Below are 24,831 nucleotides of genomic sequence, written 5' to 3'. Positions count from 1 at the left end.
CATGGCAACAACTATAGACTGGGTTCTGATCAAAGAACTTGTTAGCTGCTTCTTTATACTTTTGGGTGTGGTGTTTATGCTCATCGCCGCTATTGGCCTGCTCCGCTTCCCTGATTTTTACATCCGCATGTCGGCCATCACCAAAGGCGCCACGTTGGGGCTGGGCCTTATCCTGATGGGCATGGCTATATACTTTAACCAGCCGGGCATACTGCTGAAGGTGCTGGCCATAATCGTGTTCACCTCCATCACGACACCGGTTGCCGCGCATGTGATCGGTCGTACGGCCGTGCAGAATGGAATCCCCTTCTGGGGCAGAACAAAACTGGACGAGTTTAACAACTATATTCTAAAAGAATTACTGGAGCGAAAAGCCAGCCATGATAAGTATACAGTAGAGGTTAAGAAGGAGAAGCCTGAGACTGGTGGTGGTGCTGGTAACGTATGAAAGGCCGCACTGACTCCGCATAGGTATGGTGCGACTCTACTGCCGTGAGCACGTGGTCGGGGTACGTTAGCGCCGTGAGCTTTCCCCCGAAAACGCAGCCGGTGTCGATGTTGATGGTGTTGTTGCGCCAGCTCGGCTCGTGCACCGGCGTATGGCCGTATACCACAATGGCTTTTCCGCAGTATTCGGCGGCCCAGTCAAGCCGAATGGGCAGGCCTTTCTCGTCGAGCTCCCCGGTGGTGGGGCCGTAGAGGCATAGCTCGCGAACCCCCTTGGTGCTGCGCCCGTGCAGCCGCTCCTCCAGCCCGGCGTGCGCCACTACCAGCCTTCCCTCATCCAGGATGACGTGGTGCGGCAAGCCGCTTAGAAACTCCTTTACCCGCTCCCGGAACACGGCGTCGTAAGGCTCCAGCTGCGCCTTTGTCAGCTCCAGCCCGTGGCGCACCTGCACGTTTCGGCCCAGCAGCATACGCAGTAGCTTGTCGTCGTGATTGCCGGTAACGCAATACGCTAGCCCCTGCTCCACCATGTCCATCACCAGGCGCAGCACCTCTGGCGAGTTTGGGCCGCGGTCTACCAAATCACCTACAAATACAGCTTTAGCCTCCGCAGGCGGCACCACCTCGTACCTGGCCTCCTGCTTATTAAAACATACCTTATACCCAAGCAGTTGCATCAACTCCAGCAGCTCATTTAAGCAGCCATGTATATCCCCTATCACATGGAATGGCCCATGCTCCTCCGGAAGTTCTAGGTTAGAAAAAGGATGATCCACCCGTTTACCCATACACCAATTTCTCTCGTTTCTATTTCTATTTTCAAGCAATACCTTTATAATAACAGGGAAACACGGCTCTAGGTTAGGCTGCAGCGAAACATTTTTCTGAAGGGTTTCTGTTAAAAGAGTGCAAAAATTTATTGGCTCTGGGCGCAGGTCTTCCTAATTTTGCATAAATATAGTCCATACATCATCAGGCACTTCCTTAAAAATGCCTTCTTCTTACAGAAAGTCTAAAATACCACTCCTCTGGCTGCGCCGCCATACCTCTGACCGTGAGTTTATGCTCATTTCGAGCGTGTTGGTGGGGCTCACGGCCGGTGTGGCCGCCGTTGTGCTTAAGTCGCTGGTGCATTACATACAGCTGCTGCTGGCCTACGGCAACCGCCTGCTGGACCAGCCTTACTGGCTGGTGGTGTTTCCGCTGGTGGGCATTCTGCTGACGGTGCTTGTTGTAAAGGTGTTTTTTAGGGGAAGTATCGGGCGCGGCACGGCCAACATCCTTTTCAACATATCCCAAAAATCAAGTTTGGTGGAGCGGCATAAAATGTTCTCGCACGTGTTGACCAGCGCCATTACCGCAGGCTTCGGAGGTTCGGCGGGTCTGGAGTCGCCGATCGTGGTAACGGGCTCTGCCATTGGCTCCAACTATGGCCGCGAGTACCACCTCAATTACCGCGACCGAACTTTGCTGCTGGCCTCCGGGGCCGCCGCCGGCATCGCCGCCGTGTTTAACGCCCCCATTGCGGGCGTACTGTTCGCCATAGAGGTATTGCTCACCGATATCAGCATCTCCGCTTTCATACCGCTTATCATCGCGGCTGTGGTTGGCGCGCTCAGCTCCCGGATCATCCTGGAGGAGGACATCCTGTTCAACATCAGCCAAACCGAGTACTTTGCCGCCGAGCACGTGCCGTTCTACGTGCTGCTGGGCATACTCTGCGGCATGATGTCGGTCTACTACACCCGCATGGCGCTGCGCGTGGAGGAGCTTTTTGAGGACTACCAAACAACTGTTCTAAAGCGTGCCCTGATAGGAGGCGCCTTGCTGGGCCTGCTCATTATGCTGTTCCCGCCGCTGTTCGGCGAAGGCTATGACAGCATCCGGCTACTGGAGCGCGGACAGGCACAACTGCTGCTGCAGGATAGCTGGCTCGCTTTTTTCGGCACCAACGAGTGGCTCATACTATGCTTTGTAGGCGCCTTGGCGCTGGTAAAAGTGTTTGCCACGACTATCACCATCGCCTCAGGCGGTAACGGGGGCAACTTTGCGCCATCTATGTTTGTCGGGGCCAGCACGGGCTACTTTTTCTCGCGCATCATCAACATGCTCAACATCAGCAGCCTGCCCACCGGCAGCTTCGCTATGGTGGGAATGGCCGGTATACTTAGCGGCGTGATGCACGCGCCGCTCACGGCCGTGTTCCTGATCGCCGAGATTACGGGCGGCTACACGCTCATGATCCCGCTCATGATCGTGGCGGCCAGCTCCTTTGCACTGGTGAAGTATTTTGAGCCTTACTCGCTGGACACGAAAAAGCTGGCGCAGAAAGGCCAGCTGCTCACGCACAACAAAGACCGCACGATCCTGCGCATTATGAAAATAAAGCACCTGATCGAAACGGAATTTCAGCCGGTGTCGCCGGAGGCTACCCTGGGGGAATTCGTGGACGTGATTGCCCATTCGCGCCGCAACCTGTTCCCGGTGGTGACAGCCGGGGGCAAGCTGGACGGTATCATCCTTCTGGAGAACGTGCGGGAGATCATGTTCAAGACAGAGAAGTACAACACGGTTAAGGTGAAGGAGCTTATGATAAAGCCCCCTGCCATCGTACAGTACGACGACAGCATGGCCGATGTAATGAAGAAGTTCGACGAGTCCGGTGCCTGGAACCTGCCAGTGCTTCGGGGCGATACCTACCTCGGCTTCGTGTCCAAGTCCAGCATCTTCACTAAATACCGCAAACTGCTGATCAAGACGACAAACGTTAGTTAATTTGCAATAAGTAGAGAGTGTTTGAGCAAAGATCCCTCGTTCTTCTGTATTCCCTCAGACACGAACCCACCCATTCACTCATTTCACCTCCCTCCACAGCTCTCCTTTCCTGATCTGGAGCGGCGACGGTATGTTGTTGTGGTAAAGCTGGCCGGTGCCCAACCCCTGCGGCAGCGTGACCTCATACTGCGCCGTGAACTGGGCGATGGCGTTCAGCCCAATGTTCGACTCCAGCGCTGAGGTCATCCACCAGCCGGCCTGCCGTTCCTCTGCCAAGCGTATCCATTCGGCGCTAGCGGCCAACCCGCCTACCAGGGTGGGCTTCAGGATGATGTACTGAGGTTTTATACTTTCCAGCAGCGCTGCCTTAGCCTGCGGCTCCTGCACCCCGATCAGTTCCTCGTCCAGCGCGATGGGTACAGGGGTATAAGCACAGAGCTGCGCCATTTCCTGCACCTGCCCTTGCCGGATGGGCTGCTCTATGGAGTGCAGCTCATACTTTGCCAGGCGCTCCAGCTTCTTGTAAGCTTCCTGTGGCGAGAAAGCGCCATTGGCGTCCACCCGCACCGTCAGTTGGTCGGCTCCGGCCACCTCCCTTATACTTTGCAGGATCTCCAGCTCCGTGGTAAAGTCCAGGCTGCCGATCTTCAGCTTCAGGCAAGTATAGCCGGCTTCCAGCTTCTGCCCTATCTGCTGCTGCATAAACGCCCGGTCGCCCATCCATACCAGGCCGTTTATGGGGATGCCCGCTTCGCCCCGGCTGAAGGCATTGCCATAAATCAGGCCGTTGCCGCCGTTCTCCAGATCCAGCAACGCCGTTTCCAAAGCGAAACGCAGGGCAGGCCACTGCTGCAGCTGCAGTTCCTGCGGCAGCTCGGCATCAGTGCTGAGGCTTACCTGCCGGTTGTTCACCAGCTCCACCACCTGCTGCAGCTTCTGTTCCAGGTCGGGCCGGTAATCTATACTTAAGCCTGCCAAAGGAGCGCACTCTCCGGTGCCGTAAACCTCCGGCGTCTCGGCATCCCATACTTTCAGGAAGTATACTTTATGCTCGGATAGGGCGCCCCGGCTGGTGCGGGCATCGAACTTAAATTGTAAGGTATGCGGGGTATAGCTTAGTTGCAGGCTCATGGCAAAGGACTGTTTTAGCTGCAAGATAAACCATAATCGCCTGAAATGCCGTAGATGAAGAACAAACCACCGATCTGATGACAGAAAACGCAGCAGCAATACCCTTGATGGCTTCCCCCCGGCCGACCTTTCCATACTTTCCCCCGTTTAAACTTTGCTATTTATGAGCACGCTAGCCGCCTCCCCCGCTCTAATGCTTCTGGAGCGATTCAACCAAATCAGGCAACGCACCGAAACCATTTGCCGCCCCCTGGAGCCGGAAGATATGGTGGTGCAGCCGATGGTGGACGTCAGCCCCCCTAAATGGCACATGGCGCACACCACCTGGTTTTTCGAAACGCTCCTGTTGCAGCCATACCTGCCAGGATATAAGGTGTATCACCCGCAGTACGCCTTCCTCTTCAACTCGTACTATAACAGCCTCGGCAGCCGTGTGCTACGCCACCAGCGCAGCACCATCACGCGGCCACCCCTGCGCGATGTGCTGGCGTACCGGAAGTATGTGAATGAACACATGAACACGCTCTTGCAAGAGCTTCCGGAAGAGGAACTGGAGCAAGTAAAAGCTATACTGGAACTGGGGATGCAGCACGAGCAACAGCACCAGGAGCTGCTCGTAACGGATATCAAGTATATTTTAGGAACAAATCCCCTGCTGCCAACTTACCTCCCGCAGCCTGAGCAGCCAAAACAGGTTGTGGCTACCCCTGCCCAGTTCCTGGAGGTGCCCGGCGGGAAGTATAAGATCGGCCACCAAGGCAACGGGTTCTGCTTTGATAACGAGCAGGGTGTGCATGAGGTGCTGTTGGAAGGCTTTGGGATCATGAACCGGCTGGTGACCAACGGCGAGTACCTGGAGTTTATGCAGGACGGCGGCTACACAGATTTCAGGCATTGGCTGGATGAGGGCTGGGCCATGGTGAAGGAGCAACAGCTGGAGGCGCCCTTGTATTGGGTGCGGCAGGATGATGCCTGGTACCGCTTTACGCTGCACGGCCTCCGGAAGGTAGACCTGCTTGAGCCTGTCTGCCACCTCAGCTTTTACGAGGCCGATGCCTTTGCCAACTGGTCGGGGAAACGGCTGCTGACAGAATTTGAATGGGAAGCAGCCACGCAGGTGTACCCGCCGCGGCAGGGCAACTTTGTGGAGAGCGAGCTGCTGGAACCCACACCGGCAGACCCCAAGGCAACGGGCGTACAGCAACTGTATGGCGACCTGTGGGAATGGACGTACAGTGCCTATCACCCCTATCCTGGCTTCTCGAAGGCTCCCGGGCCTGTGGGAGAGTATAACGGCAAGTTCATGATCAACCAGATGGTGCTGCGTGGAGGCTCCTGCGCCACACCGAAGAACCATATCCGAACAACGTACAGAAACTTCTTTCACCCTGACAAGCGCTGGCAATACACCGGAATAAGGTTGGCCAACAAACTATAACCCAAATGAACGACATCGCACCCATTGCCCCTATGATAGAACTAAGCCGCCACCAGGATAACTCCTCTGACGCCAGCGCCTTTGCCAACGACATCGCAAAAGGACTCACACAGCAGTATAAATCGCTGCCCTCCCGCTATTTTTATGATGGCGCCGGCAGCAGGCTGTTCCAGAAGATCATGGAGCTGCCCGAATATTACCTCACCCGCAGCGAGCTGGAGGTTTTCACGCAGAACAAGTATAACATGGCGCAGCAATTCTCCCGGGGAGGCTTTTTCCACCTCATAGACCTGGGGGCAGGCGATGCCCTGAAGACCAAAGTCCTGCTGCAAGAGCTTGCGGAACAGCAAAGCCAGTTTGATTACGTGCCGGTAGACATATCGGGCGACGCCATGGAGGAACTCTCGGAGAGCCTGCAGGAGGAATTGCCACAGTTAAAAGTGGAGGCCGTGGTGGGAGAGTATTTTCAGGCGCTGGAATGGCTGCAGGAGCATAAATCAGAACGAAAGGTGGTGCTGTTCCTGGGCTCCAACATCGGTAACTTCGAGGAGGGTGCCAGTATAACCTTCCTCAAAAGCATCCGCAGCTACCTGCAACCCGGCGACCAGTTGCTGATGGGCGTGGACCTGCGCAAAGACCCTGAGGTGATTCTAAAAGCCTACGACGATGCCGCCGGCGTGACTGCAGCCTTTAACCTGAACCTCTTGCACCGCATCAACCGGGAGCTGGACGCCGATTTTGACGTGGATCAATTCAGCCACCACGCTATCTACAACCCGCTGGAGGGGGTGATGCGCAGCTTTCTGGTAAGCAAGGTGGCGCAGGAGGTGCATGTGCGTAAGGCAAACCTTACCGTACAGTTTGAGGCTTGGGAGGCAATCCACACAGAGAACTCCCATAAGTTTAGCATTCCGGAGGTGGAGGAACTGGGCAGGCAGTGCGGGTTTAAAACAGAAACCGTGTTCTACGACAGCCAGCAAGGTTTTGCCGATGTGCTCTTCAGTGTAGGTTAAAATCCATACATTTACGCTTTCTCTCTTTTAAACCCTTTAGCATTAACGATGGAGGTTATTTCGCTTGCCGAAGGAAGCAGCCACTTCAGGAGCCCTGAGGCCGCCACAGCTGCCGCAATCGATGCCCTGCGGCATGGCAAAACCAAGTATGGCCCTACCGAGGGCACACTGTCGCTGCGCCGCGCCATTAGCCAGAAGTACAAAGAAGACGGTATAGCGGTAAGCCCGGAGCAGGTGCTGGTTACGCCAGGCGCCAAGCAGGCGCTCTACAACCTGTTCACGGTCCTGCTGAAAGAAGGCGATGAGGTAGTGGTACCCACCCCTGCCTGGTTCGGCTTCCATGAACTGCTGAAGTACAGCCCCGCCCAGGCGGTGGCCCTGGCTACGCAACCAGAAGACGACTATGGCCTCACCCCCTCCATGCTGCGCAGCGTCCTTACGGAGCGAACCCGTATCCTGCTGCTCACCAACCCCGGCAACCCTACCGGGCGTATCTATAGCCAAGCGGAGCTCGAAGCGCTGCTTGAAGTCGTGAATGAATACCCGAACCTATACTTGATTTCAGATGAAATATATGACCTTGTTACTTACGGCAGGCCTTTTACTTCTATCCTTTCCTGCCAAGGGGCGAAAGCGGCACGAACAGTCGTCGTAAACGGCTTTTCCAAAAACTTCGCCATGTCGGGCTGGCGCCTCGGTTTCATACTGGGTCCGGAAGACCTGGTGAAGCGGTGCGTTGGCTTTCAGGGCGCCACTTTGTCGGGGGTGAGCATCTTTGTGCAGGATGCGGCCGAGGCAGCCCTGTTGGCGCGGGAGCAGGAACTGCCGACCATGCTGCAGGTATTGGCTGAAAACCGCACCGTCATGCAGAAGGGCCTAGAGGCGATTCCGCACATCACCTATTCCATCCCAGAGGGGGCCTACTATTTTTTCCCCGACCTGAGCTACTACCTTAACCGCACCAGCATTACGGGGGAGCTCTTGAAAACCACACCCGACCTCTGCCGCTACCTGCGGACCTGCTACAACCTGGAACTTGCCCCGGGCGACAATTTTGGGGCCCCGGGCCATGTGCGTATGTCCTTCGCCGTTGAAACACACCGCCTGCAGGACGCCATGCAACGGCTGCGGCAAGGGCTGGCGCTATTAACAGCTGAAGAATAAAGCTGCGCTTTCCGGTTATTTCCGCTAATTTTGCGGCCTCATTACCAGATGTGCGCCGCATGAACATTACCGACTATAAGCAACACTTTTCCAAAAACTTCACCCTCGCCTACCCTGTGGTGCTAAGCCAGCTGGGGCACATCCTGGTAAGCGTTTTCGACAGCTTGATGGTAGGCCAGACCGGCACCCTGCCCCTGGCCGCAGCCTCGTTAGGCAACAGCATCTTTACCATTACCCTGGTTTTTGGCTTGGGGGTATCGTATAGCATTACGCCACTTATTGCCGCCGCCGATGGCCGGCACAACTATACCCGCATATCGCTGTTGCTGCTCAACGGGCTAGTCTCCAACGTGCTGCTGGGCATCCTGCTTTTCATCGCAGGCTATTTCCTCTCCCCCTACATCACCATACTCGGTCAGCCCACGCAGGTGGTAGAGCAGGCTATCCCCTACATCAATGTACTATTTCTCTCGATGGTGCCCCTGATGGTGTTTCAGGCGTTCCGGCAGTTTGCGGAGGGGCTTTCGCTAACCAAGCAGGCCATGTATATCTCTATACTTGCCAACGGCCTCAACGTGCTCCTCAACTACATCCTGATCTTCGGTAAGCTGGGCTTTGAGCCGATGGGCCTGCTGGGGGCTGGCTGGGCCACCTTGATTTCACGCATTGTGATGGCGATTGCCATGGCCGGATGGGTGCTGTATGCCAAGCGCTTTGAGGTTTTCAGGCGGTTCCTGCGGTTGCGTCACCTGTCCTTCATCCACATGTACCGCATTTTTAAGCTAGGCTTGCCCATATCGGGGCAGATGATCTTCGAGATGGGGGCTTTCAGCTTCTCTGCCTTGATGATCGGTTGGCTTGGCGCCACCGAGCTTGCCGCACACCAGATCGCCATCAACGTTGCCTCGGTAACCTACATGATGGCCAGTGGCATTGCCGCAGCAGCCACTATCCGCGTAGGAAACCAGAAAGGACTCGCTAACTACAGCGCCATGCGCATGGCTGGCTACAGTAATTTGGTGATGGGTGTGGTCTTCATGATCGGTAGCGGCCTGCTGATGGTGCTGCTAAACGAGCTTATCCCGATGCTTTATATTGATGATGTTGAGGTGATTCAGTTGGCCTCAGGGCTATTGATCATCGCGGCTCTGTTTCAGATATCGGACGGGGTACAGGTAGTGGGCCTGGGAGCGCTACGCGGGCTGGAGGATGTACGAATCCCAAGCCTTATATCGTTATTGGCTTACTGGGTGATTGGACTGCCCATAGGATACCTACTCTGCTTTAAAGCCGGCTTTGGTGTAAACGGTGTTTGGATGGGGCTGCTGGCCGGGCTTTCGGTGGCGGCCGTGCTGCTCACGCTGCGGTTCCGAAAGCTGTGTAACCGACTGACACTCAGGTAAAGTACAAATTCCGGGCACTTTTTACCTTTGAAGGCTGTTACCTGCCCAGAAACAGTATCAACTTCTAGCCAAAGTACTACATGTTTAACTTTACCCTATTCCTGTCGTTTTGGACAAGAATATTGCTGCCATTGTTCTATACAGGAACAACTGCCGCAATGTCTCCTGCTGCAAGCAATGCTTCACCTGCCTCTTTAGAAAGTGCTACTAACGAGCACCTTGTATGGTCTCCTGAACGAAAACTTTCTTGGGATGATTTTCAGGGAGAGCCCGACGAGAGCGCCCCGCACCACGCCCTAACAGCAGCCAACCTGGCCGTTAACGCCACCTGCAAGAAGAACGAGTACACCTATACGGTTAAGTGCGTCTTCCTGCCGCAGCAGTCCTGGTCTAAGCGGAAGAACTCCGAAAAACTGCTGGCCCACGAGCAGCTGCACTTCGACCTAACGGAGGTACACGCACGCCAACTGCGCCACGATTTGCAGCAACTCAACTGCGTAAGCCTCAAAACTAAGCTAAGCCTGGTCGTGAACAATGCTTTTAAGCGCTGGAAAGCCGAGCAGGACGCTTTTGACAAAGCATCGCGGCACGGGTTGGACAAAGAGGAGCAACAGGTGTGGGAGGCCGCGATCACAGCCCGACTTAAAAAGCTGGAGGCTTACCGGTAGTTTAACTGGTAAGCCTCAAGGTATGAATCTGGCGTCTCCGCGCTGGTATGCTTAGCTGGCGGGGCCAAGGTCGCTTGTGGCCGGGCCTGTGATCACTTTGCCAAAAGGGTCGAAACGGGAGCCATGGCAGGGGCAGTCCCACGAACTTTCCACGCTATTCCAACTCACCACGCAGCCTAAGTGTGTGCAAACGGCAGAGCACTGGTGGCGCACACCGTCCTGGTCGCAGTAAACGGCCACCTTCTGTGCACCTTTCCGCATGATGCTGCCGGTGCCGGGCATCACCTGCATCGGATCGTCCACCTCTCCGGGTGTTACGTAGTCCTTGAACTGGGCCGCCACATTCAGGTTCTCTTTCAGGTATTCACCTACCGAATGCAAAGGAGATCGGGCGGGGTCATACAGGCTGGCCCATGGGTTTGGTCGCTCCATGATCAGGTCAGTGATCAGCATGCCGGCGATGGTGCCATGCGTCATGCCATGGCCCGAGTCGCCGGTGGCGATGTACACATTGTCCTCGTCGCCAGGATTGCGTCCGATAAAGGCCAATCCATCCACCGGCTCGTATACCTGACCCGACCACACGTACTGCACCTGCCCTGCCATCGGGAACTTCAGGCGAGTCCAGTCTTCCAGTTTGCGGAAGCACTCGGCAGGGTTGTCGCGCTGACCGGTTTTATGGTCCTCTCCCCCCACTATCAAAATATCGTATGCGGCATCACCTACCGTATCCTTTTGCAGGCGCACATAATGGTAGGGATCTTTCATGTCCCAATACAGCGCATCCGGAACGGAGTCTTTGGGTACCTGCACCCCGATGGCGTAGGTGCGGTAAGGGGCCTGCTTGGTATGTATGGTAACCCGGTCGTTTACCGGTGTATTGGTGGCCACAACCAGGTGATTGGCAGAAACAGAATGGTTGGAGGTTGTCACAACTGTCGCGACAGGCCCGCTCCTGAAGTCTTTGACGTGCGCTCCAGTGAAAATCTTGCCCCCGTTTTCAGTGATCGCCTTGGCTAGTCCAGAAAGGTACTTCATAATGTGGAAGCGGCCCTGGTTCGGGTAATGCAGGCAAGGGTAAGTGGTCAGTGTCTCCAGAGGGCTATGCTTACGCAGCACTACCTCTTGCCAGCCAATTTGCTGTACCGCCTCCAGTTCCTTCATCAGCTGCGCCTCTTCTTCGGGGGTGGTGGCGAAGAGAAAACCATCCACACGGGCAAAGTCACAATCGATGGATTCCTCGCCGATGATCTGCTCGATTTTATCGATCGCCCGCCCATGGCTCTGGCAGGCCAGACGGGCCCCGTCTTTGCCGAACAGCTTTATCAGGTTGTCGAAACGCTCATCCAGCGCATTGGAGAGGTGGGCCGTTGTGCGGCTGGTCTCACCGCCCCCAATGTCCTTCGACTCCAGCACCACCACCTTTTTCCCTTCTTTGGCCAACAGGTAAGCTGTGGTGAGGCCAGCTATGCCTGCCCCTACTACACATACATCGCAGGTAATGTTCTCGCCCAGCGTTTCGGTTGCGGGTGGCTGCACCTGGTCCACCCAAATAGGCATCGTGGCTCCGGATTCTTTTTTCATAGTTTATACTTTGTACTAACGGTAGATACGTGGCCCCATCATAGAGGCGGAGCCGGATGATTAGGAGTACGAAGTGCCTGCGCTTATGTTGCTAAACCGCTCCTGAAGGCATTTTTTGCAAACAAACGGCCGTTGGAAACAGCCTTAGGCGATACGAGACTGGAAAGCATCGGAACTTATACTTAACTTGAGGCGACTAAAACCGATTTGAAAATAAGATGTACGCACCAGAGCAGAGCAAGGAGCTAATTAGCTGGCAGGAGTTCGAAAAAACAGACATACGGGTAGGGACCATTATCGCCGCGGAAGATTTCCCGGAGGCGCGCCGCCCGGCCTATAAGCTGCAGGTTGACCTGGGGCCGCTGGGCATAAAGAAATCGAGTGCCCAGATAACGAAACTGTACAGCCTGGAGGAGTTAATAGGCATGCAGGTGCTATGCGTCACAAACCTGGGTAAAAAGCAGATCGGAAATTTTATGTCGGAGGTACTGGTGACGGGCTTTGCCGACGAAAACGGGGATATTGTGCTGGCACGGCCCGCCGGAAAGGTGCCGAACGGCAGCAAACTGATGTAGCCTACTGCGCCTGCAGCTGCTCCTTGCCGGTGGCTGGTCTGATCTCCTGTGGCCGCCCTTCCCGGGCCTGCGCCTTTGACTCTCGCATGCTCAGGGTGTCTACCACTACTTCGTAGAGCTTGTTCATTTCACCAATGTTCTCCAGATAGTAGTTGTAGGTGCTCTTGAACTGCTCCGGCGTAACATTGTGTTGCTCAAGGATTTTCTCCTGCTCTTTGTTGTAGGTCATCATAGCCGTGTCCGGGTAAGTCACGTTCGATTCGATCATGGCCTCCACCGTATGGATGTCGGCAAGGATGCGCACCATCTCCTCCTGCGGGATCATGTCCTTTGGTTTTTCGCCGCTTTGGCTCTGGCAGCCGAGCAGGCTTACGCAAAAAAGTATAGAGAAAAGTCTTTTCACGGATGCATATTACGAGTTTATCGCTTAATTTTAAAATCAGACTGCAGTTTACCTTCTCATGAAAGAGCTTGTCAAGAAGCTACGAAAGTACGAGATCCGCATCCGCAAAGCCATCACCACGCAAATGCAGGGCGATTTCCACTCGGTGTTCAAGGGCACAGGGCTGGAGTTTGACGATGTGCGCGCCTACCAGTATGGCGATGATGTACGCTCCATAGACTGGAACGTGTCAGCCAAAGGCCACGGCACCTTCGTGAAAACTTACCGGGAGGAGAAAGAGCAGTCGGTGTTTCTGATGCTGGACGTGAGCGCCTCCCAGCGTATTGGCACCGGCGCACAGCAAAAGCTGGACGTGGGCAAGGAGATCTGCGGCGTGTTGGCTCTGTCGGCGGCAAGGCAGCAGAGCCAGATCGGCATTATCTGCATCTCCGACAGAAAAGAAAAGTACCTGAAGCCTGCCAAAGGCATAGAGCAGGCGTACTCCATCATCAAATCACTGGACGAGCTACAGCCAAAGTCCGCTAAAACAAACCTGGGGGCAGGCATCAAGCTCACGCTGGACATTATCAAGCGCCGCAGCATCATCCTGCTCCTCTCCGACTTTATCGACATCAACTACGAGAAAGAACTGAGCATGCTGGCCCGGCGCCATGATTTGATCGTGCTGCACCTGCGCGATGTACGCGAGCAGCAGCTGCCTGCCATGGGCATCGTGCCCATACTGGACAAAGAAACCGGCCGCACGCTCTGGCTGAATACCTCAGGACGCGAGTTCCAGGAGCGCTACCTGGCCCAATACGAGCAAAACCAGGAGCAGCTGATGCGCCTCTGCCAGAAGTACCAAGCCAATTACCTGGCCATCAACACCAACGAAGATTACGTGCCACAGCTCGTGAACCTGTTCAGGCTCCGTAACAAGTCTACTAAAAAAAGTGCGTAAGTCCTTTATCCTCCTACTCCTGTGCCTCTGGCAGCTGGCTGCGCAGGCACAACAGCCCCTGCTACCCGAAGGCCGCTTTAACCGCGACACCATACGCCTGGGGGAGCTGGTGCAGTATTCGCTGGTGCACCATCACCCGGATACGCTGGAGGTGGTTTTACCGGCAGGAAACTTTAATTTTTACCCTTTCGAGCTGGTAGAGAACACCTACTACCCTACCCGCACCAGGGACGGCATCAGCACCGACAGCGCCATCTATACCCTGCGTACCTTCGAGACCGACTCTCAGCAACAGCTGTCGGTGCCGGTGTACGTGCTGCGCGGGCAAGATACACTGGCGCTCTTTGCACCGGCCAGCACTGTGCACCTGAAGCAGCTGGTCCGCACGGTAGAAGAGCCGCTGCAGGTAAAGGCAGACACAGACCTGGTGCCGGTGGAGGAGCGCTTTAACTGGCCCATCATGCTGCTTTGGGTAACTACCGTTGTCGCGTTAGTGGCGCTGGTCTGGCTTATTTTCGGGCAATCCATCAAGCGCAGGTATAAGCTGTACCGTCTCCGGAAGGATCATGTATACTACACCTCGCGCTTTAACTCCCATAAAGACCGCTTCCAGAAATCGGGGGTGCCCGCAAGCCTGGAGAAGGCGGTAACCTTATGGAAAAACTACTTAACCAAGCTGGAGCGAAGCGGCATCAACTCGTTCACGACCAAAGAGATTGTGGAGTTCTATAACGATGATGAGGAAATCAACACCGCGCTGCGCATCTGCGACAAGGCCATTTACGGGCACCTGCAGGAAGAATCACAGGGAGAGGCGAACCTTGCCCTGAGCATGCTGCGGCGCTTTTCCCTGGAGCGCTACCAACTTCACCGCGAACTGATCAGAAATGCTAGAACTAAATAAGGCTATGTGGGATTGGCTGAGCCTGGAGTGGTTCACCTACGATACCCTGCGTTCTTACGACTGGGTGCATCCGCTGGTGCTCTATGCGTTACCGGTTATCCCGCTGTTGTTCCTCCTGAAGTCCTTGCTTCGCCGTAACACCCGCTTAAAGCTGGACATGGCTTTGTTTCAGGGGCGCACCGGCTGGCAGTGGAGCAGCCTGCTGCGCTTTGTGCCCAGGCTGGTGTTTATGCTGTTTACGATGCTGGTGCTGGTGGCGCTGGCCAGGCCGCAACGTATAAACGAGCAGTTGGAGCTTACCTCCGAAGGGATAGACATTGTGCTGGTGCTGGATGTGTCGGGCTCGATGGAGCTGCAGGACATTGTGCCGAACCGCCTAGAAGCCGCCAAAGAAGTGGCCATCAGTTTTATAAACGGCAGGGTGCAGGACCGTATCGGTATGGTGGTCTTTGCCGGAGACGCCTACTCTCTTGCTCCCCTTACCACCGATTACGACCTGCTGCGCGAAAGTATCAAGTCCATTGATTTTAACATGATCCGGAACGATGGCACCGCCATTGGCAGCGCCCTGGCCGTAGCCATAAACCGCATGCGCGACTCCAACGCCAGAAGCAAGGTTATCATCCTGATCAGCGATGGGGAGAACACCGCCGGAAGCCTTGATCCTGAGCTGGCAGCCCAGCTTGGCTACGCCTATGGCGTAAAACTTTATACGATCGGAATTGGTAAAGATGGCCGGGTGCCCTACGACATGGACGGCAGCGGAAAGGTGCTGTACGTGGAAACCCAGATGGACGAGAGCAGCCTGCGCCAGATCGCCCAAATCGGTGAAGGGCAGTTCTTCCGGGCCGACTCCAAAGATGCCTTGCAGCAGGTATTCCAGAGCATCAACCGGATGGAGAAAACAGAGGTGACTGAAAAGCGCTTCCGCGACACGCAGGACTATTACCAGGTGTACCTGAAGTGGGCACTGCTGCTCCTGCTGGCCTGGATGCTGCTGAAAAACACGTTCATCGCTAACGTGCTGGAAGACTGATCTTGAGTTAGAGAGCTTGGGAGTTAGAAAGTTAAAGGATTGGGGGTTGATTCACGCATCCACTCAATCACTTATTCAGAATTATACTATAAAACTATGAGCATAAAGGAGAACATACTTTACTTTGATGAGCAGCTGCGGCCAACGCCTTGCCGGCTGGTGGCCGTCTCGAAAACGCATCCGGTGGAGGTTATAAAAGAAGCGTATGACGCCGGCCACCGCCTGTTTGGGGAGAACAAGGTGCAGGAACTGGTAGACAAGTACGCGCTGCTGCCCCACGACATCGCCTGGCACCTCATCGGGCACCTGCAGACCAATAAAGTAAAGTATATTGCTGAGTTTATTGATACCATACAGTCGGTGGACAGCCTGAAGCTGCTGGTGGAGATAAACAAGCGCGCCGAGATGTATGGCCGCACGCTACCGATCAAGTGCATGCTGCAGATTGCCATCGCCGACGAGGAGACCAAGTATGGCATGACCTGCGACGAGGCCGACGCGCTGCTGCAGTCGGAGGAGTACCGGCAAATGCAGTATGTTCAGATCACGGGCGTTATGGGTATCGCCACCAACACCGACGATGAGCAGAAGCTACGCCAGGAGTTCCGCCAGCTGCGCGCCTGCTTTGAACACCTGAAGGTGAAGTTCTTCCGGGCCAACAACGACTTTAAGGAAGTTTCTATGGGCATGACCTCTGACTGGAGAATAGCCCTGGAAGAAGGCAGCACGATGATTCGCGTGGGAAGCGGCATCTTCGGTGCCCGGGACTATAGCAAGAAATAAAGAAAGGCTGGGGGAAAGGATTAAACCTCAGCCTTTTTTATACTTCCAAAGCATGCCAGAAAAAGCAACTGCAGCACGGAGCCAACTCTACTCAAAGCATGGGTTCATATGAAGAACATCCTGTATACTTTCGTTGCTGCTTTTATACTTCTTCCCGCTTGCACATGCTCTAACACTATGAAGTTTAACCCTCCTTCCGCCACCACGCCACCGCTACCCGCCTTCGACCTGGAGGGGCACCGAGGTGCGCGCGGCCTGCTGCCGGAGAACACGGTGCCAGCCATGCTTAAAGCACTGGAGATGGGGGTTACTACTTTGGAGATGGATGCGCACATCAGCCAGGATGGGCAGGTGCTCCTCTCCCACGACCCTTACCTTAACCGGGAGCACGAGCTGCTGCCAAATGGGTCCGAAATCCCGAAGGAGGAGGCAAAAAAGCACGTGCTCTTCCAGATGCCATACAGCCAGATTCGACGCTTTGATGTGGGCTCCAAGAATTACGGTAAGTTCCCAAGGCAGCAGTTGATGAAAGCGCACAAGCCGCTGCTCTCGGAGGTGCTAGACGCAGCACAGGCTTACATACAGGAGCACAACCTGCCGCAGGTGTTCTACAACATCGAAACCAAGTCTAACCCCAGTGGCGACGGCAAGTATCACCCGAAACCGGAAGAGTTTGTAGACCTGCTGGTAGCCGTGATAGATGAGAAAGGAGTCCGGCCTTATGTGATCATTCAGTCTTTTGACCCGCGCACGCTGCAGGTGCTGCACCGCAAATATCCGGGTGTGAAGACGTCGCTGCTGGTGGAGAACCTGAAGGGCTTGGATAAAAACCTACAGTTACTGGGCTTTACGCCGCACATCTACAGCCCCTACTATAAACTCGTGACGCCCGCACTCGTAGAGGCAACACATGCGCGCGGCATGAAGCTCGTGCCCTGGACCGTAAACAGCCTGGAGGAGATGCGACACCTGAAGCAGCTAGGGGTAGACGGCCTTATCTCAGACTACCCTGACCTGTTTCAGGAGCTGTAGCTTAAGTATAGATTTTTCGTAAATTGCTTTATAAACCAATCTGCAACATAAAAACATACAACGTATGACACAGCATGCCAACAACATCGAGCACAAGTACCAGGACTTCATAAAGCATGTTGTGCAAACAGAAGAGGTTTGGGGGCTGACGCACAACGAGACCTGGGCCACCTCCAGCTCCTCAGAGTATGAGGACACGGAAGTAATCCTTTTCTGGTCTACCCGCGAGGGTGCTGCCGCCTGCGCTGAGGACGAGTGGGCTGCTTATGCGGCAGAGTCGATCACGCTGGTGGAGTTTCTGGAGAACTGGTGCGTGGGCATGTACGGCGATGAGCTGCTGGTTGGCGCCGACTGGGACCGTGACCTACTGGGAAAGGAAGCCGAGCCACTGGTGATTGCCCTGGATGTGGTGACACAGCTGAAAGCCGCCGGCAAGACGCTTGAGTTTACCCAATACGAGAGCCAGGAAGAATTTGAGGAGCAGCTGATTGAGGCGCTGGAGGCCGAGTAAAGTGTAGCTTTGGCTGCATTTTATACTTTGCCGTTGTACCTTTGCGGCATCCCTGCCCTTGGCGCAGGCTCACTCAACTTTTAAAACCGTGACGCAGAAAACCATACTTCTTCTTGCCAGTGCGCTGGGTGCTTTAACCGTGGCCATTGGCGCCTTCGGGGCACATGCCCTGGCCCCCATGCTGCAGGCATCCAATCGCGTAGACACCTTCGAGACAGCCGTGAAGTACCAGATGTACCACACGCTGGCGCTGCTGGCCATAGGCCTGTTGCTGTTCCAGGTGCAGCAGCCGGCCCTGCAGGTAGCTGCCTGGTGCTTTTTCCTGGGCATCCTGATTTTCTCCGGATCGTTATACGTGCTATGCGCCACCGGCATCACCTGGCTCGGTGCGATCACGCCAATCGGCGGCACCCTGTTCATAATTGGCTGGGGAGCGCTATTCTATGCGGTGCTGAAGGCGCTGTAGCAGGATATACTTCGGGATTGAAAACAGGGCAAAGTATGAAATCATACGTTGCCCTGTTTTTTTGGGAGCTAAGGCAGCATCAAATGATACTTTCTATACTTCTGAGCCGCCTCTTCTTTGTGCTAAAAGGCTAGGGATGGTAAGCGCGGGTTTCAACCAAAATGCTGTTTCGTAAACAGCATTTTGTTGTGCAAAAGGCTATTTGCAATGTTACCCGCCGTTGTGCTTATATGTTGTTTGCAGTTGTTTTCTTTCTGTTCATGGCCTGAAAGCCCAACACTAGCAGCACAGTTATCAGAGAAACGAAAAATACAGTTGTTGATACACTCTTTATGACTGAAAATATACTTGTTGTTGTGACTAAAGCCTGTGGCAGGTCCGGATACTTGCTCAACATGAAAATGATGCCGAAATTCTCAACATAATCCGCTACGCCGCTTATTATTGGAAGCACACACAGGTAAGCATAGGGCGCTTGCAGCTTGTTGAGCTTATTGAGAAAATACCCGATAACTAAACTATAAGAAACCCCGAAAAGCAGTGGATAGATCATATCTACGGGTATTTGGGTAGTTAAATAGGTCTCACGTCCTCTCTCTCCTAGCGCGTTGAACAAGGCATTTACATAATCCAAGTCATACCCCGTGGGCCTCATGTCCAACAACTCCAATCCGTTCGAAAAATGCATTGTTTTCGGGATTGTGTAAGCCAACATGAAGGCGTATATCAAATTGGTCAGAAGAAAAAGCCCTAAAACCTTTTTCCCAGAAATGTTCCTCTCTACAATTTTGAACAATCCTTCCATTTTCTTTTAGGTATTACAAGTGTGTACCGCTTGTGAACGTGGCGTAGCTCAGTGGGAGCCTGCGCAGATATGATGGGGTAATCTTAAAAGGTAACGGGCAGAGTCAGGCCCCAAACAACAACTTCTTTACCATCATGTTTGCCTGGGATAACCTGTACTGCCCTGCTGCATACGTCAGTAATCTCCTGTTGTGCAGCGTCGTTTTTTCTAGGACCCAATATCTCTGCGTTGAGTTTTCCGTCCTTGCCAAAGTATAAAGACAGGGGGAGCATGGTACCCGCTTTGAATTCCTTCCGCAGCAGCGTAGATTTTTTCAACCCACTGAGCAATGGCTTTTCGATTGCCTTGTTCAAGCCTTTGCCGTCTAGCACCTCTTCATGCACAGAGTTCACTACTACTTTTGGGGCTGCATCCACATCCTCCCAAAACATCGTGTCTGCATAGGCAATCTTCTGCTGCAACTGCTCTTTCAGCAGATTTGCTGCATCTCTGTCGCGTAACCTGACGCAAGCCTGCAGAAGCTCAACCGCTTTATCGTTGTTGCCCAGGCCTAAATTGATTACCGCTAAATTGTACATGGCATCTTTATGCCTCGGGTTTAGGGTTATCACCTTCTCAAACTCAGCGGCGGCGGCATCAATTTGCTGCTGCTCAAATAGCTCTAGGGCATGTGCGTAGGCTTCATCCACTTGATTTTTCCCTTGAGAAAAAAGCTGCGTGGAGGTAACAAGTACGGCGAAGGCAGAGAATAGAATTTTCTTCATTTTCAGAGTTTGGGTAGCAAAAGAATGTATGGAAGGAGTACGTACCGCACTTTTGCGCTTTGCATTGTGGTGGTTTATCCTCTATTTCTTTAAAGGCTGCTGAAGCTACACACATTCCATTTTATACTTCAATATACATCTCTTTTAAAGATTGTCAAGCGGGTACGCAACCTTGCTTCACTTCTTGGCATCGGCAACTATAGACCTCCTCCTGCTCTAATGGATCGGCGGTAGTTCACGTTTATACCACTAGCCGCTAGCTCAATGGTCCTGCCGCTGAAATCACCCGATATTCCACCAGCACAAAAAAAGAAAGGCCACCCTTTTCAGGGTGACCTTTTATACTTTATAGGAGCAGCCGCTTAGTTAGAGGCAGAGGCTTTGGCAGCGTTTGCGTTGCCTTTCTCTTTGATGTTGGTTACGATGTACACATACTTGGCGCCTTCTGCAGCGTTAGAGTGTACAATGATCGCTTTCTTCTGCTGTCCAAGTTTGCCGGCGCTATTGAATTTAGCCGTAACGAAACCAGTCTTGCCTGGCATAATCGGCTCTTTTGTCCAAGCTGGCGTTGTGCAGCCACAGGTTACGTCCACGCGCTCCAGCACCAATGGCTGTGTTCCGGTGTTCTTGAACTCAAACGTATGCTCCACCACATCGCCCTGTGTAATGTTGCCAAAGTTAAACTCGGTCTCTTTGAACGTAAGCGCAGCTCCGTTAGTAGCCTGCTCCTGCGGGGCAGTAGCCTTTGGTTTTTCCTGAGCCACAGCGCCACCTATGCATAGTGCCGCGAATGCAAAAGAAAGGATTACTTTTTTCATCTTGGATAAAGGGTTAAGTTTATACGATATCATATATACTGTTTCTGCAGCAAAAACGATGCAAAATAAGTTTTCTTTTGTCAGTTAACTAATAGCTGCTCGTTAAAGTTCAGCAAATAAAGCTCTTCCGAAGAGCGGGTAAGCGCCGTGTAGAGCCAGCGGGCAAACTCCTCGTTCACCATGTCTTCCTTCAGAAAGCCCTGGTCCACGAACACAGCCTGCCACTGCCCACCCTGCGCCTTGTGGCACGTAAGCGCATAAGCGAACTTTACCTGCAGCGCATTCAGGTAAGGGTTCTTTTTCAGCTCCTTGTAGCGCTCCTTTTTGGTGGGGATGTCCATGTAGTCCTGCAGCACCTCCTCGTACAGCTTCTTGTTCTGATCAGCCGGTAAGGCTGGGGCGTCTGTATAAAGCGTGTCGAGCATGATCTTCACCTCCTCCTCCTGCGCATCCGGGTAGTCCACAAAGCGGATACGGATATCGGCAAAGCGGAAGCCATACATGTCTTCGTAGCGGATGATCTTCGTAACCTCCACAAAATCGCCGTTGGCCATAAAGCCAATGTCGGAGTCTTTGGGCAGCCAGAAGTAGTTGTTGCGCACGATCATCAGGTAATCCCCTACGCCCAGCTCATCCTCGGCAAAGAAGATCCGGCGCCGGATGTGCTGGTTGTACAGGTTAGCGTTTTTGTTCGAGCGGCAGATGACAATGGTATTCTCAATGCCGAACTTATCGTAGGCATAGCGCAGTCCGTCCTCCAGCTTTTCGCCGGTCATGCGGTAAATATCGCGCCACCCTTTGGTAAAGAGCTTTATCTCCAACTTCTCCTGCTGCATGCGGTCGCGCAGCTGCGTGGCGTTCATCAGGATACCCGATGCCTCGGCCTGGCGCATGACCTGGCGCAGCTCCAGCTGCTGCACATGCGCGCGGAAGTTCTGGCGCATGTACTCCGCATCCAGCGATGGGCTCAGCGCCTGCCCCACCGGCGGGAGCTGGGCCGTATCTCCGATCAGCAGCAGTTTGTTGTTCTTTTTGGCAAACACATACTGCAGCAGGTCCTGCAACAGGCCGTTTTCCCCAAAGCCACTGTCGTCCGAGATCATAGAGGCCTCATCCACGATATACACCGTGCTGTCAGACTTATTGGGCATGCGCGTAAAAGCCAAGCCCTCAGAGAACGGATTGGCTGTCTGACGGTAAATTTTTTTATGAATGGTAAAGGCGGGGCGGCCACTGTAAGTGCTCATCACCTTGGCTGCACGGCCCGTGGGCGCCAGCAGCACATACTTGTAGCCGAACTTGTTCAGGATCTTTACCAGCGAGGTAACCACTGTCGTTTTACCTGTACCGGCATACCCCTTCAGCAGGAACACCTGCCGCTCATTTGTCTTATCAAGTATAAACTCGTCGAGTTTGGTGAATAGCTTCGCCTGGTCCTCTGTCGGTTCAAAGGGGAAACTGTTTCGTAAGGCTTCTACCGGGCGCATGGTGTATGTTAGAAAATTAAAGAGTCAGGGAGTTAAAGAATCGGAACAACATGTAGCATGTGGCGCCGGCATTTAGACGGTGACGCATGGTGTACACGTGTCTCCAGACGCGCTTTTATACTTAATAGATGTTATTCATCCTCGTTCAACGCTCCGTCTGGTTTACGAGACTAAAAGTATAAATTCTTTTTAGTATGAATGCGTAACAAAAATGGGTGGTGAAAGAGTCAGTAAAGAAGTATAATTTATACTCTCCTGAAAGTATAAATCTCTATCTCTTAGACTCCTTAACTCTGGCCACGTCTTCCGGCGTAATGGTGGCCATGCTGGTGCTGGCTTTGGCGATGAGCAAGGGCGGCTCGGCTCCTTTCACGGTGTATACTTCGGCCTCGCAGAAGTTAAGCTTGCGCCCCTGCTTCAGTACATACCCTTTGGCCAGCAGCTTATCGCCGAGGCCCGGATGAAAGTAGGATACCTTGATCTCGGCGGTTACCACATGGTGGTCTTTGGGCACGAGGCTAACGGCGGCAAAGCCCGCCACAATGTCGGCCAGTGTGGCTATAACGCCGCCGTGGGCGAAGCCTTTGTGCTGCCGGTGCTTTTGCTCCAGGTTTAATTCGCCTTCTACCCTGCCTTCTTCTATCTTTGTAACCGTAAAGCCCATGAGCTTCATAAATTCCTGTCGCTCTAGCTTCTCGCGTATGTCTGCTTCGAAATCCGGATTGTACGTCTTGATCATTCTGTAAATTTACGACCAAATCACCCGCAAACCAACCATGCCAGACCTAAACCCTGCCGCCGCTGCCTATGCCCATAAACTGCGCGTGCGCGCGTGCGGCATCCTGATACAAGATGATAAACTGCTGTTAGTGCGGCACGGCAGAACCATGGGGAACGATGCATTTTGGGCGCCGCCGGGAGGCGGGGTTGAGTTTGGGGAAAGTATGCAGCAGTGCCTGAAGCGGGAGTTTAAGGAAGAGACGGGATTGGAGATAGAGGTAAGCCGGTTCCTGTTCGTTAATGAGTTCCTACAGCCGCCGCTGCATGCGGTAGAGTTCTTTTTTGAGGTAAAGGCTGTTGGCGGAAGCATGAAAACAGGCTCAGACCCGGAGGCTGAAGCCGGCAACCAACTGATAGAACACCTGCAATGGCTGACGGTGAAGGAGATCCAGCACATACCGTTTGCTGACAAACACCGCTCGCTGCAGCTGCTGCTCTCCCTGGACGACCTGCTGGGCCTGCCTCATAATTTAGTGGTGTAGCATTAGCCACGCTGCCTTTTGCCATAATTTTTTTATACTTGCACTAGGGCGGCTCTGCCCGCTAACGCTTACTCACGACACAGTATACCTTGAACACCATCAACACACACTACAGGCTTTCGCACCGCATCCAGGATGAAACATTTTCGCTGGAGCAGGCAGGGCAGTGCAACCTCTACATCGCGCTAAGCCAGAAGGCCATACGCCTGGCGGTGGCCAATACCGAACGCAACAAGTTTGTGGTGCTGGAAGATTACGAGCTTATTACGGTGTTCTCGCCGATGCAGGTGGCCGAGCAGCTGCGCCTGATTGCCCAGGAGAACGAGCTGCTGCAGGAGCAGAACTGGAACCTGGTACGCGTTTCGGTGAGCAACCCGCACTTTACCCTGGTGCCCGAAACGCTTTACGATGCGGCCCACCAACAGGACTACCTGCGCCTGCACTCGGACTTCAGCCCGGCGCAGGATGCGGTGCTGTACTACCGCCACAGCGGCCTGGAGGCGGTAAACATCTTTGCCATGGACGGAGCCTTGCACCAGGCCCTGCAGGACCTGTTCCCGGAGCGGCCCCTACAGGTAGTGCACCTGACCAGCTCGCTCATCCGGAGCGTACTGCACCAGACGCCGCGCTCCAACCTGCGCAGCATGTATGCCTTCGTGGAGCGCAACTATGTAACCTTGTTGGTTGTAGGGCCATCGGGTCTGGAGTTCTGCAACATCTTCCACTATGTAAGCCCGGAAGATTTTATCTACTACATCATCTTTATCATGCAGGAGCAAAAGATGAATCCCGAGCAGGAAACCATCACCGTCTGGGGCGATATTACGCACGACTCCTCGCTGTTCCATATCCTGCAGCGGTACATCCGCCACATCAGGCTAGGGAAAAAACCGGCAGATGTAGAGTACAGCTATAAGTTCCACGACATGTTCGAACACCGCTACTTTGAGCTCTACAGCATGCATCTGTGTGAGTGAGACTAATTTTGAATGCGTGTTTGAGTGAATGAGCGATTATTTAGACCCGTAGGTCGGTTACGAGGAAATACTTACTTAATCACTTCATGCAAAGCAGCAGTAACCACTCTTCGAAACAGGAATGTGTAGAGCAATTTAGAAAACGAACGAAAAAGCTAGCACTTGACACCATACGTTTTAGCCGAAGCTTGCCACGAACGGAGGAAGCAAATATTATGAAGCGTCAGCTGCTGCGTTCAGCTACATCCGTTGGAGCAAACTATAGCGCCGCCTGTGGAGCCATATCGGCAGCTGAGTTCTTTGCCAAAATAAGTATCGTGATTGAAGAGGCTGATGAAACACTTTACTGGTTGGAGATCCTGTAAGAATCCGGAACTTCTACTAAAAACGCGCTAGCAAGTATAACAAAAGAAGCCACTGAGATAGTATTAGTCTTATCGAAAGC

General features: G+C 53.7%; 27 protein-coding genes. 18 read left to right on the top strand and 9 right to left on the bottom strand.

Annotation, left to right across the window (positions count from 1 at the left end; all coding sequences use genetic code 11):
- Position 1: 1 nt before the first annotated feature.
- Entirely contained in the window at positions 2 to 448 is a 447-nt protein-coding gene (gene mnhG, locus PXG97_RS00740; protein WP_276495794.1) for a monovalent cation/H(+) antiporter subunit G, read from the top strand.
- Here mnhG and PXG97_RS00735 read toward each other — a convergent pair.
- Positions 402 to 1,223 carry a metallophosphoesterase gene (locus tag PXG97_RS00735; RefSeq protein WP_276495793.1) on the bottom strand — a complete coding sequence of 274 codons (822 nt, stop codon included), beginning with the start codon at positions 1,221 to 1,223 and terminating at the stop codon, positions 402 to 404. The genes mnhG and PXG97_RS00735 overlap by 47 nt on opposite strands.
- A 214-nt stretch (positions 1,224 to 1,437) precedes the next feature.
- On the opposite strand from PXG97_RS00735, the gene PXG97_RS00730 reads away from it, so the two are divergent.
- Complete coding sequence (locus PXG97_RS00730; RefSeq protein WP_276495792.1) at positions 1,438 to 3,222, top strand: chloride channel protein; 1,785 nt, start codon at positions 1,438 to 1,440, stop codon at positions 3,220 to 3,222.
- Positions 3,223 to 3,300: 78 nt separating this feature from the next.
- On the opposite strand, the gene PXG97_RS00725 is transcribed toward PXG97_RS00730, so the two are convergent.
- Positions 3,301 to 4,353 (bottom strand): o-succinylbenzoate synthase, encoded by a 1,053-nt coding sequence (locus PXG97_RS00725; protein ID WP_276495791.1) that lies wholly within the window; start codon positions 4,351 to 4,353, stop codon positions 3,301 to 3,303.
- A gap of 163 nt (positions 4,354 to 4,516) precedes the next feature.
- On the opposite strand from PXG97_RS00725, the gene egtB reads away from it, so the two are divergent.
- The 5 genes from egtB (at position 4,517) to PXG97_RS00700 (ending at position 10,039) form a co-directional block, all read left to right on the top strand.
- A complete protein-coding gene (egtB, locus tag PXG97_RS00720; protein WP_276495790.1) occupies positions 4,517 to 5,791 on the top strand; it encodes an ergothioneine biosynthesis protein EgtB in 1,275 nt (424 codons plus the stop codon).
- Between the two features lie 5 nt (positions 5,792 to 5,796).
- Positions 5,797 to 6,804, top strand: a complete 1,008-nt coding sequence (gene egtD, locus PXG97_RS00715; protein WP_276495789.1) for an L-histidine N(alpha)-methyltransferase — start codon at positions 5,797 to 5,799, stop codon at positions 6,802 to 6,804.
- Between the two features lie 48 nt (positions 6,805 to 6,852).
- The gene (locus PXG97_RS00710) at positions 6,853 to 7,968 is read left to right on the top strand and encodes a pyridoxal phosphate-dependent aminotransferase (RefSeq protein ID WP_276495788.1); all 1,116 of its coding nucleotides are present in this window, start codon (positions 6,853 to 6,855) and stop codon (positions 7,966 to 7,968) included.
- A 59-nt stretch (positions 7,969 to 8,027) separates the two neighbouring features.
- Positions 8,028 to 9,371, top strand: a complete 1,344-nt coding sequence (locus tag PXG97_RS00705) for an MATE family efflux transporter (protein WP_276495787.1) — start codon at positions 8,028 to 8,030, stop codon at positions 9,369 to 9,371.
- Between the two features lie 158 nt (positions 9,372 to 9,529).
- Positions 9,530 to 10,039 carry a DUF922 domain-containing protein gene (locus tag PXG97_RS00700; protein ID WP_276495786.1) on the top strand — a complete coding sequence of 170 codons (510 nt, stop codon included), beginning with the start codon at positions 9,530 to 9,532 and terminating at the stop codon, positions 10,037 to 10,039.
- A 51-nt stretch (positions 10,040 to 10,090) separates the two neighbouring features.
- Here the strand turns inward: PXG97_RS00700 and PXG97_RS00695 are convergent, their stop codons facing one another.
- Positions 10,091 to 11,623: an FAD-dependent oxidoreductase gene (locus PXG97_RS00695; RefSeq protein ID WP_276495785.1), complete on the bottom strand. Its 1,533-nt coding sequence runs from the start codon at positions 11,621 to 11,623 to the stop codon at positions 10,091 to 10,093.
- 218 nt (positions 11,624 to 11,841) lie between these two features.
- On the opposite strand from PXG97_RS00695, the gene PXG97_RS00690 reads away from it, so the two are divergent.
- Complete coding sequence (locus PXG97_RS00690) at positions 11,842 to 12,198, top strand: tRNA-binding protein (RefSeq protein ID WP_276495784.1); 357 nt, start codon at positions 11,842 to 11,844, stop codon at positions 12,196 to 12,198.
- Position 12,199: 1 nt separating this feature from the next.
- Here the strand turns inward: PXG97_RS00690 and PXG97_RS00685 are convergent, their stop codons facing one another.
- Positions 12,200 to 12,601 (bottom strand): DUF4296 domain-containing protein, encoded by a 402-nt coding sequence (locus PXG97_RS00685; RefSeq protein ID WP_276495783.1) that lies wholly within the window; start codon positions 12,599 to 12,601, stop codon positions 12,200 to 12,202.
- Positions 12,602 to 12,659: 58 nt separating this feature from the next.
- Here PXG97_RS00685 and PXG97_RS00680 point away from each other — a divergent pair, with 58 nt between their 5' ends.
- The 7 genes from PXG97_RS00680 (at position 12,660) to PXG97_RS00650 (ending at position 18,273) form a co-directional block, all read left to right on the top strand.
- A complete protein-coding gene (locus tag PXG97_RS00680; RefSeq protein WP_276495782.1) occupies positions 12,660 to 13,541 on the top strand; it encodes a DUF58 domain-containing protein in 882 nt (293 codons plus the stop codon).
- Complete coding sequence (locus tag PXG97_RS00675) at positions 13,534 to 14,445, top strand: hypothetical protein (protein ID WP_276495781.1); 912 nt, start codon at positions 13,534 to 13,536, stop codon at positions 14,443 to 14,445. Before PXG97_RS00680 ends, PXG97_RS00675 begins: the two co-directional genes overlap by 8 nt.
- Positions 14,429 to 15,481 (top strand): vWA domain-containing protein, encoded by a 1,053-nt coding sequence (locus tag PXG97_RS00670; RefSeq protein ID WP_276495780.1) that lies wholly within the window; start codon positions 14,429 to 14,431, stop codon positions 15,479 to 15,481. Before PXG97_RS00675 ends, PXG97_RS00670 begins: the two co-directional genes overlap by 17 nt.
- 96 nt (positions 15,482 to 15,577) lie before the next feature.
- Positions 15,578 to 16,264, top strand: coding sequence for a YggS family pyridoxal phosphate-dependent enzyme (locus PXG97_RS00665; protein ID WP_276495779.1), 687 nt, complete (start codon positions 15,578 to 15,580; stop codon positions 16,262 to 16,264).
- Between the two features lie 177 nt (positions 16,265 to 16,441).
- Positions 16,442 to 17,296, top strand: coding sequence for a glycerophosphodiester phosphodiesterase (locus tag PXG97_RS00660; protein ID WP_276495777.1), 855 nt, complete (start codon positions 16,442 to 16,444; stop codon positions 17,294 to 17,296).
- A 64-nt stretch (positions 17,297 to 17,360) separates the two neighbouring features.
- The gene (locus PXG97_RS00655) at positions 17,361 to 17,807 is read left to right on the top strand and encodes a DUF2750 domain-containing protein (RefSeq protein ID WP_276495776.1); all 447 of its coding nucleotides are present in this window, start codon (positions 17,361 to 17,363) and stop codon (positions 17,805 to 17,807) included.
- A gap of 88 nt (positions 17,808 to 17,895) precedes the next feature.
- Entirely contained in the window at positions 17,896 to 18,273 is a 378-nt protein-coding gene (locus PXG97_RS00650) for a DUF423 domain-containing protein (RefSeq protein WP_276495775.1), read from the top strand.
- Positions 18,274 to 18,499: 226 nt separating this feature from the next.
- On the opposite strand, the gene PXG97_RS00645 is transcribed toward PXG97_RS00650, so the two are convergent.
- From PXG97_RS00645 to PXG97_RS00625, 5 genes are all read right to left on the bottom strand, one after another.
- Positions 18,500 to 19,078: a hypothetical protein gene (locus PXG97_RS00645; protein ID WP_276495774.1), complete on the bottom strand. Its 579-nt coding sequence runs from the start codon at positions 19,076 to 19,078 to the stop codon at positions 18,500 to 18,502.
- Positions 19,079 to 19,161: 83 nt separating this feature from the next.
- Entirely contained in the window at positions 19,162 to 19,842 is a 681-nt protein-coding gene (locus tag PXG97_RS00640) for a tetratricopeptide repeat protein (RefSeq protein WP_276495773.1), read from the bottom strand.
- Positions 19,843 to 20,204: 362 nt separating this feature from the next.
- Positions 20,205 to 20,660 carry a DUF1573 domain-containing protein gene (locus PXG97_RS00635; RefSeq protein ID WP_276495772.1) on the bottom strand — a complete coding sequence of 152 codons (456 nt, stop codon included), beginning with the start codon at positions 20,658 to 20,660 and terminating at the stop codon, positions 20,205 to 20,207.
- Positions 20,661 to 20,740: 80 nt separating this feature from the next.
- Positions 20,741 to 22,147 (bottom strand): ATP-dependent DNA helicase, encoded by a 1,407-nt coding sequence (locus tag PXG97_RS00630; protein ID WP_276495771.1) that lies wholly within the window; start codon positions 22,145 to 22,147, stop codon positions 20,741 to 20,743.
- 271 nt (positions 22,148 to 22,418) lie between these two features.
- On the bottom strand, positions 22,419 to 22,886 hold the full coding sequence (locus PXG97_RS00625; RefSeq protein WP_276495770.1) for a PaaI family thioesterase: 468 nt from the start codon (positions 22,884 to 22,886) through the stop codon (positions 22,419 to 22,421).
- Positions 22,887 to 22,923: 37 nt separating this feature from the next.
- Here PXG97_RS00625 and PXG97_RS00620 point away from each other — a divergent pair, with 37 nt between their 5' ends.
- From PXG97_RS00620 to PXG97_RS00610, 3 genes are all read left to right on the top strand, one after another.
- Entirely contained in the window at positions 22,924 to 23,409 is a 486-nt protein-coding gene (locus PXG97_RS00620; protein ID WP_276495769.1) for an NUDIX domain-containing protein, read from the top strand.
- An 89-nt stretch (positions 23,410 to 23,498) separates the two neighbouring features.
- Positions 23,499 to 24,386, top strand: coding sequence for a DUF3822 family protein (locus PXG97_RS00615; RefSeq protein WP_276495768.1), 888 nt, complete (start codon positions 23,499 to 23,501; stop codon positions 24,384 to 24,386).
- A gap of 86 nt (positions 24,387 to 24,472) precedes the next feature.
- On the top strand, positions 24,473 to 24,751 hold the full coding sequence (locus PXG97_RS00610; RefSeq protein ID WP_276495767.1) for a four helix bundle protein: 279 nt from the start codon (positions 24,473 to 24,475) through the stop codon (positions 24,749 to 24,751).
- Positions 24,752 to 24,831: the final 80 nt, after the last annotated feature.

The sequence above is a fragment of the Pontibacter litorisediminis genome (genome assembly GCF_029360645.1).
In the GTDB taxonomy this organism is placed as follows: Bacteria; Bacteroidota; Bacteroidia; order Cytophagales; family Hymenobacteraceae; genus Pontibacter; species Pontibacter litorisediminis.
Note: the sequence above shows the minus strand (reverse complement) of the source record. Positions and strands in the feature narration are given on the sequence as shown.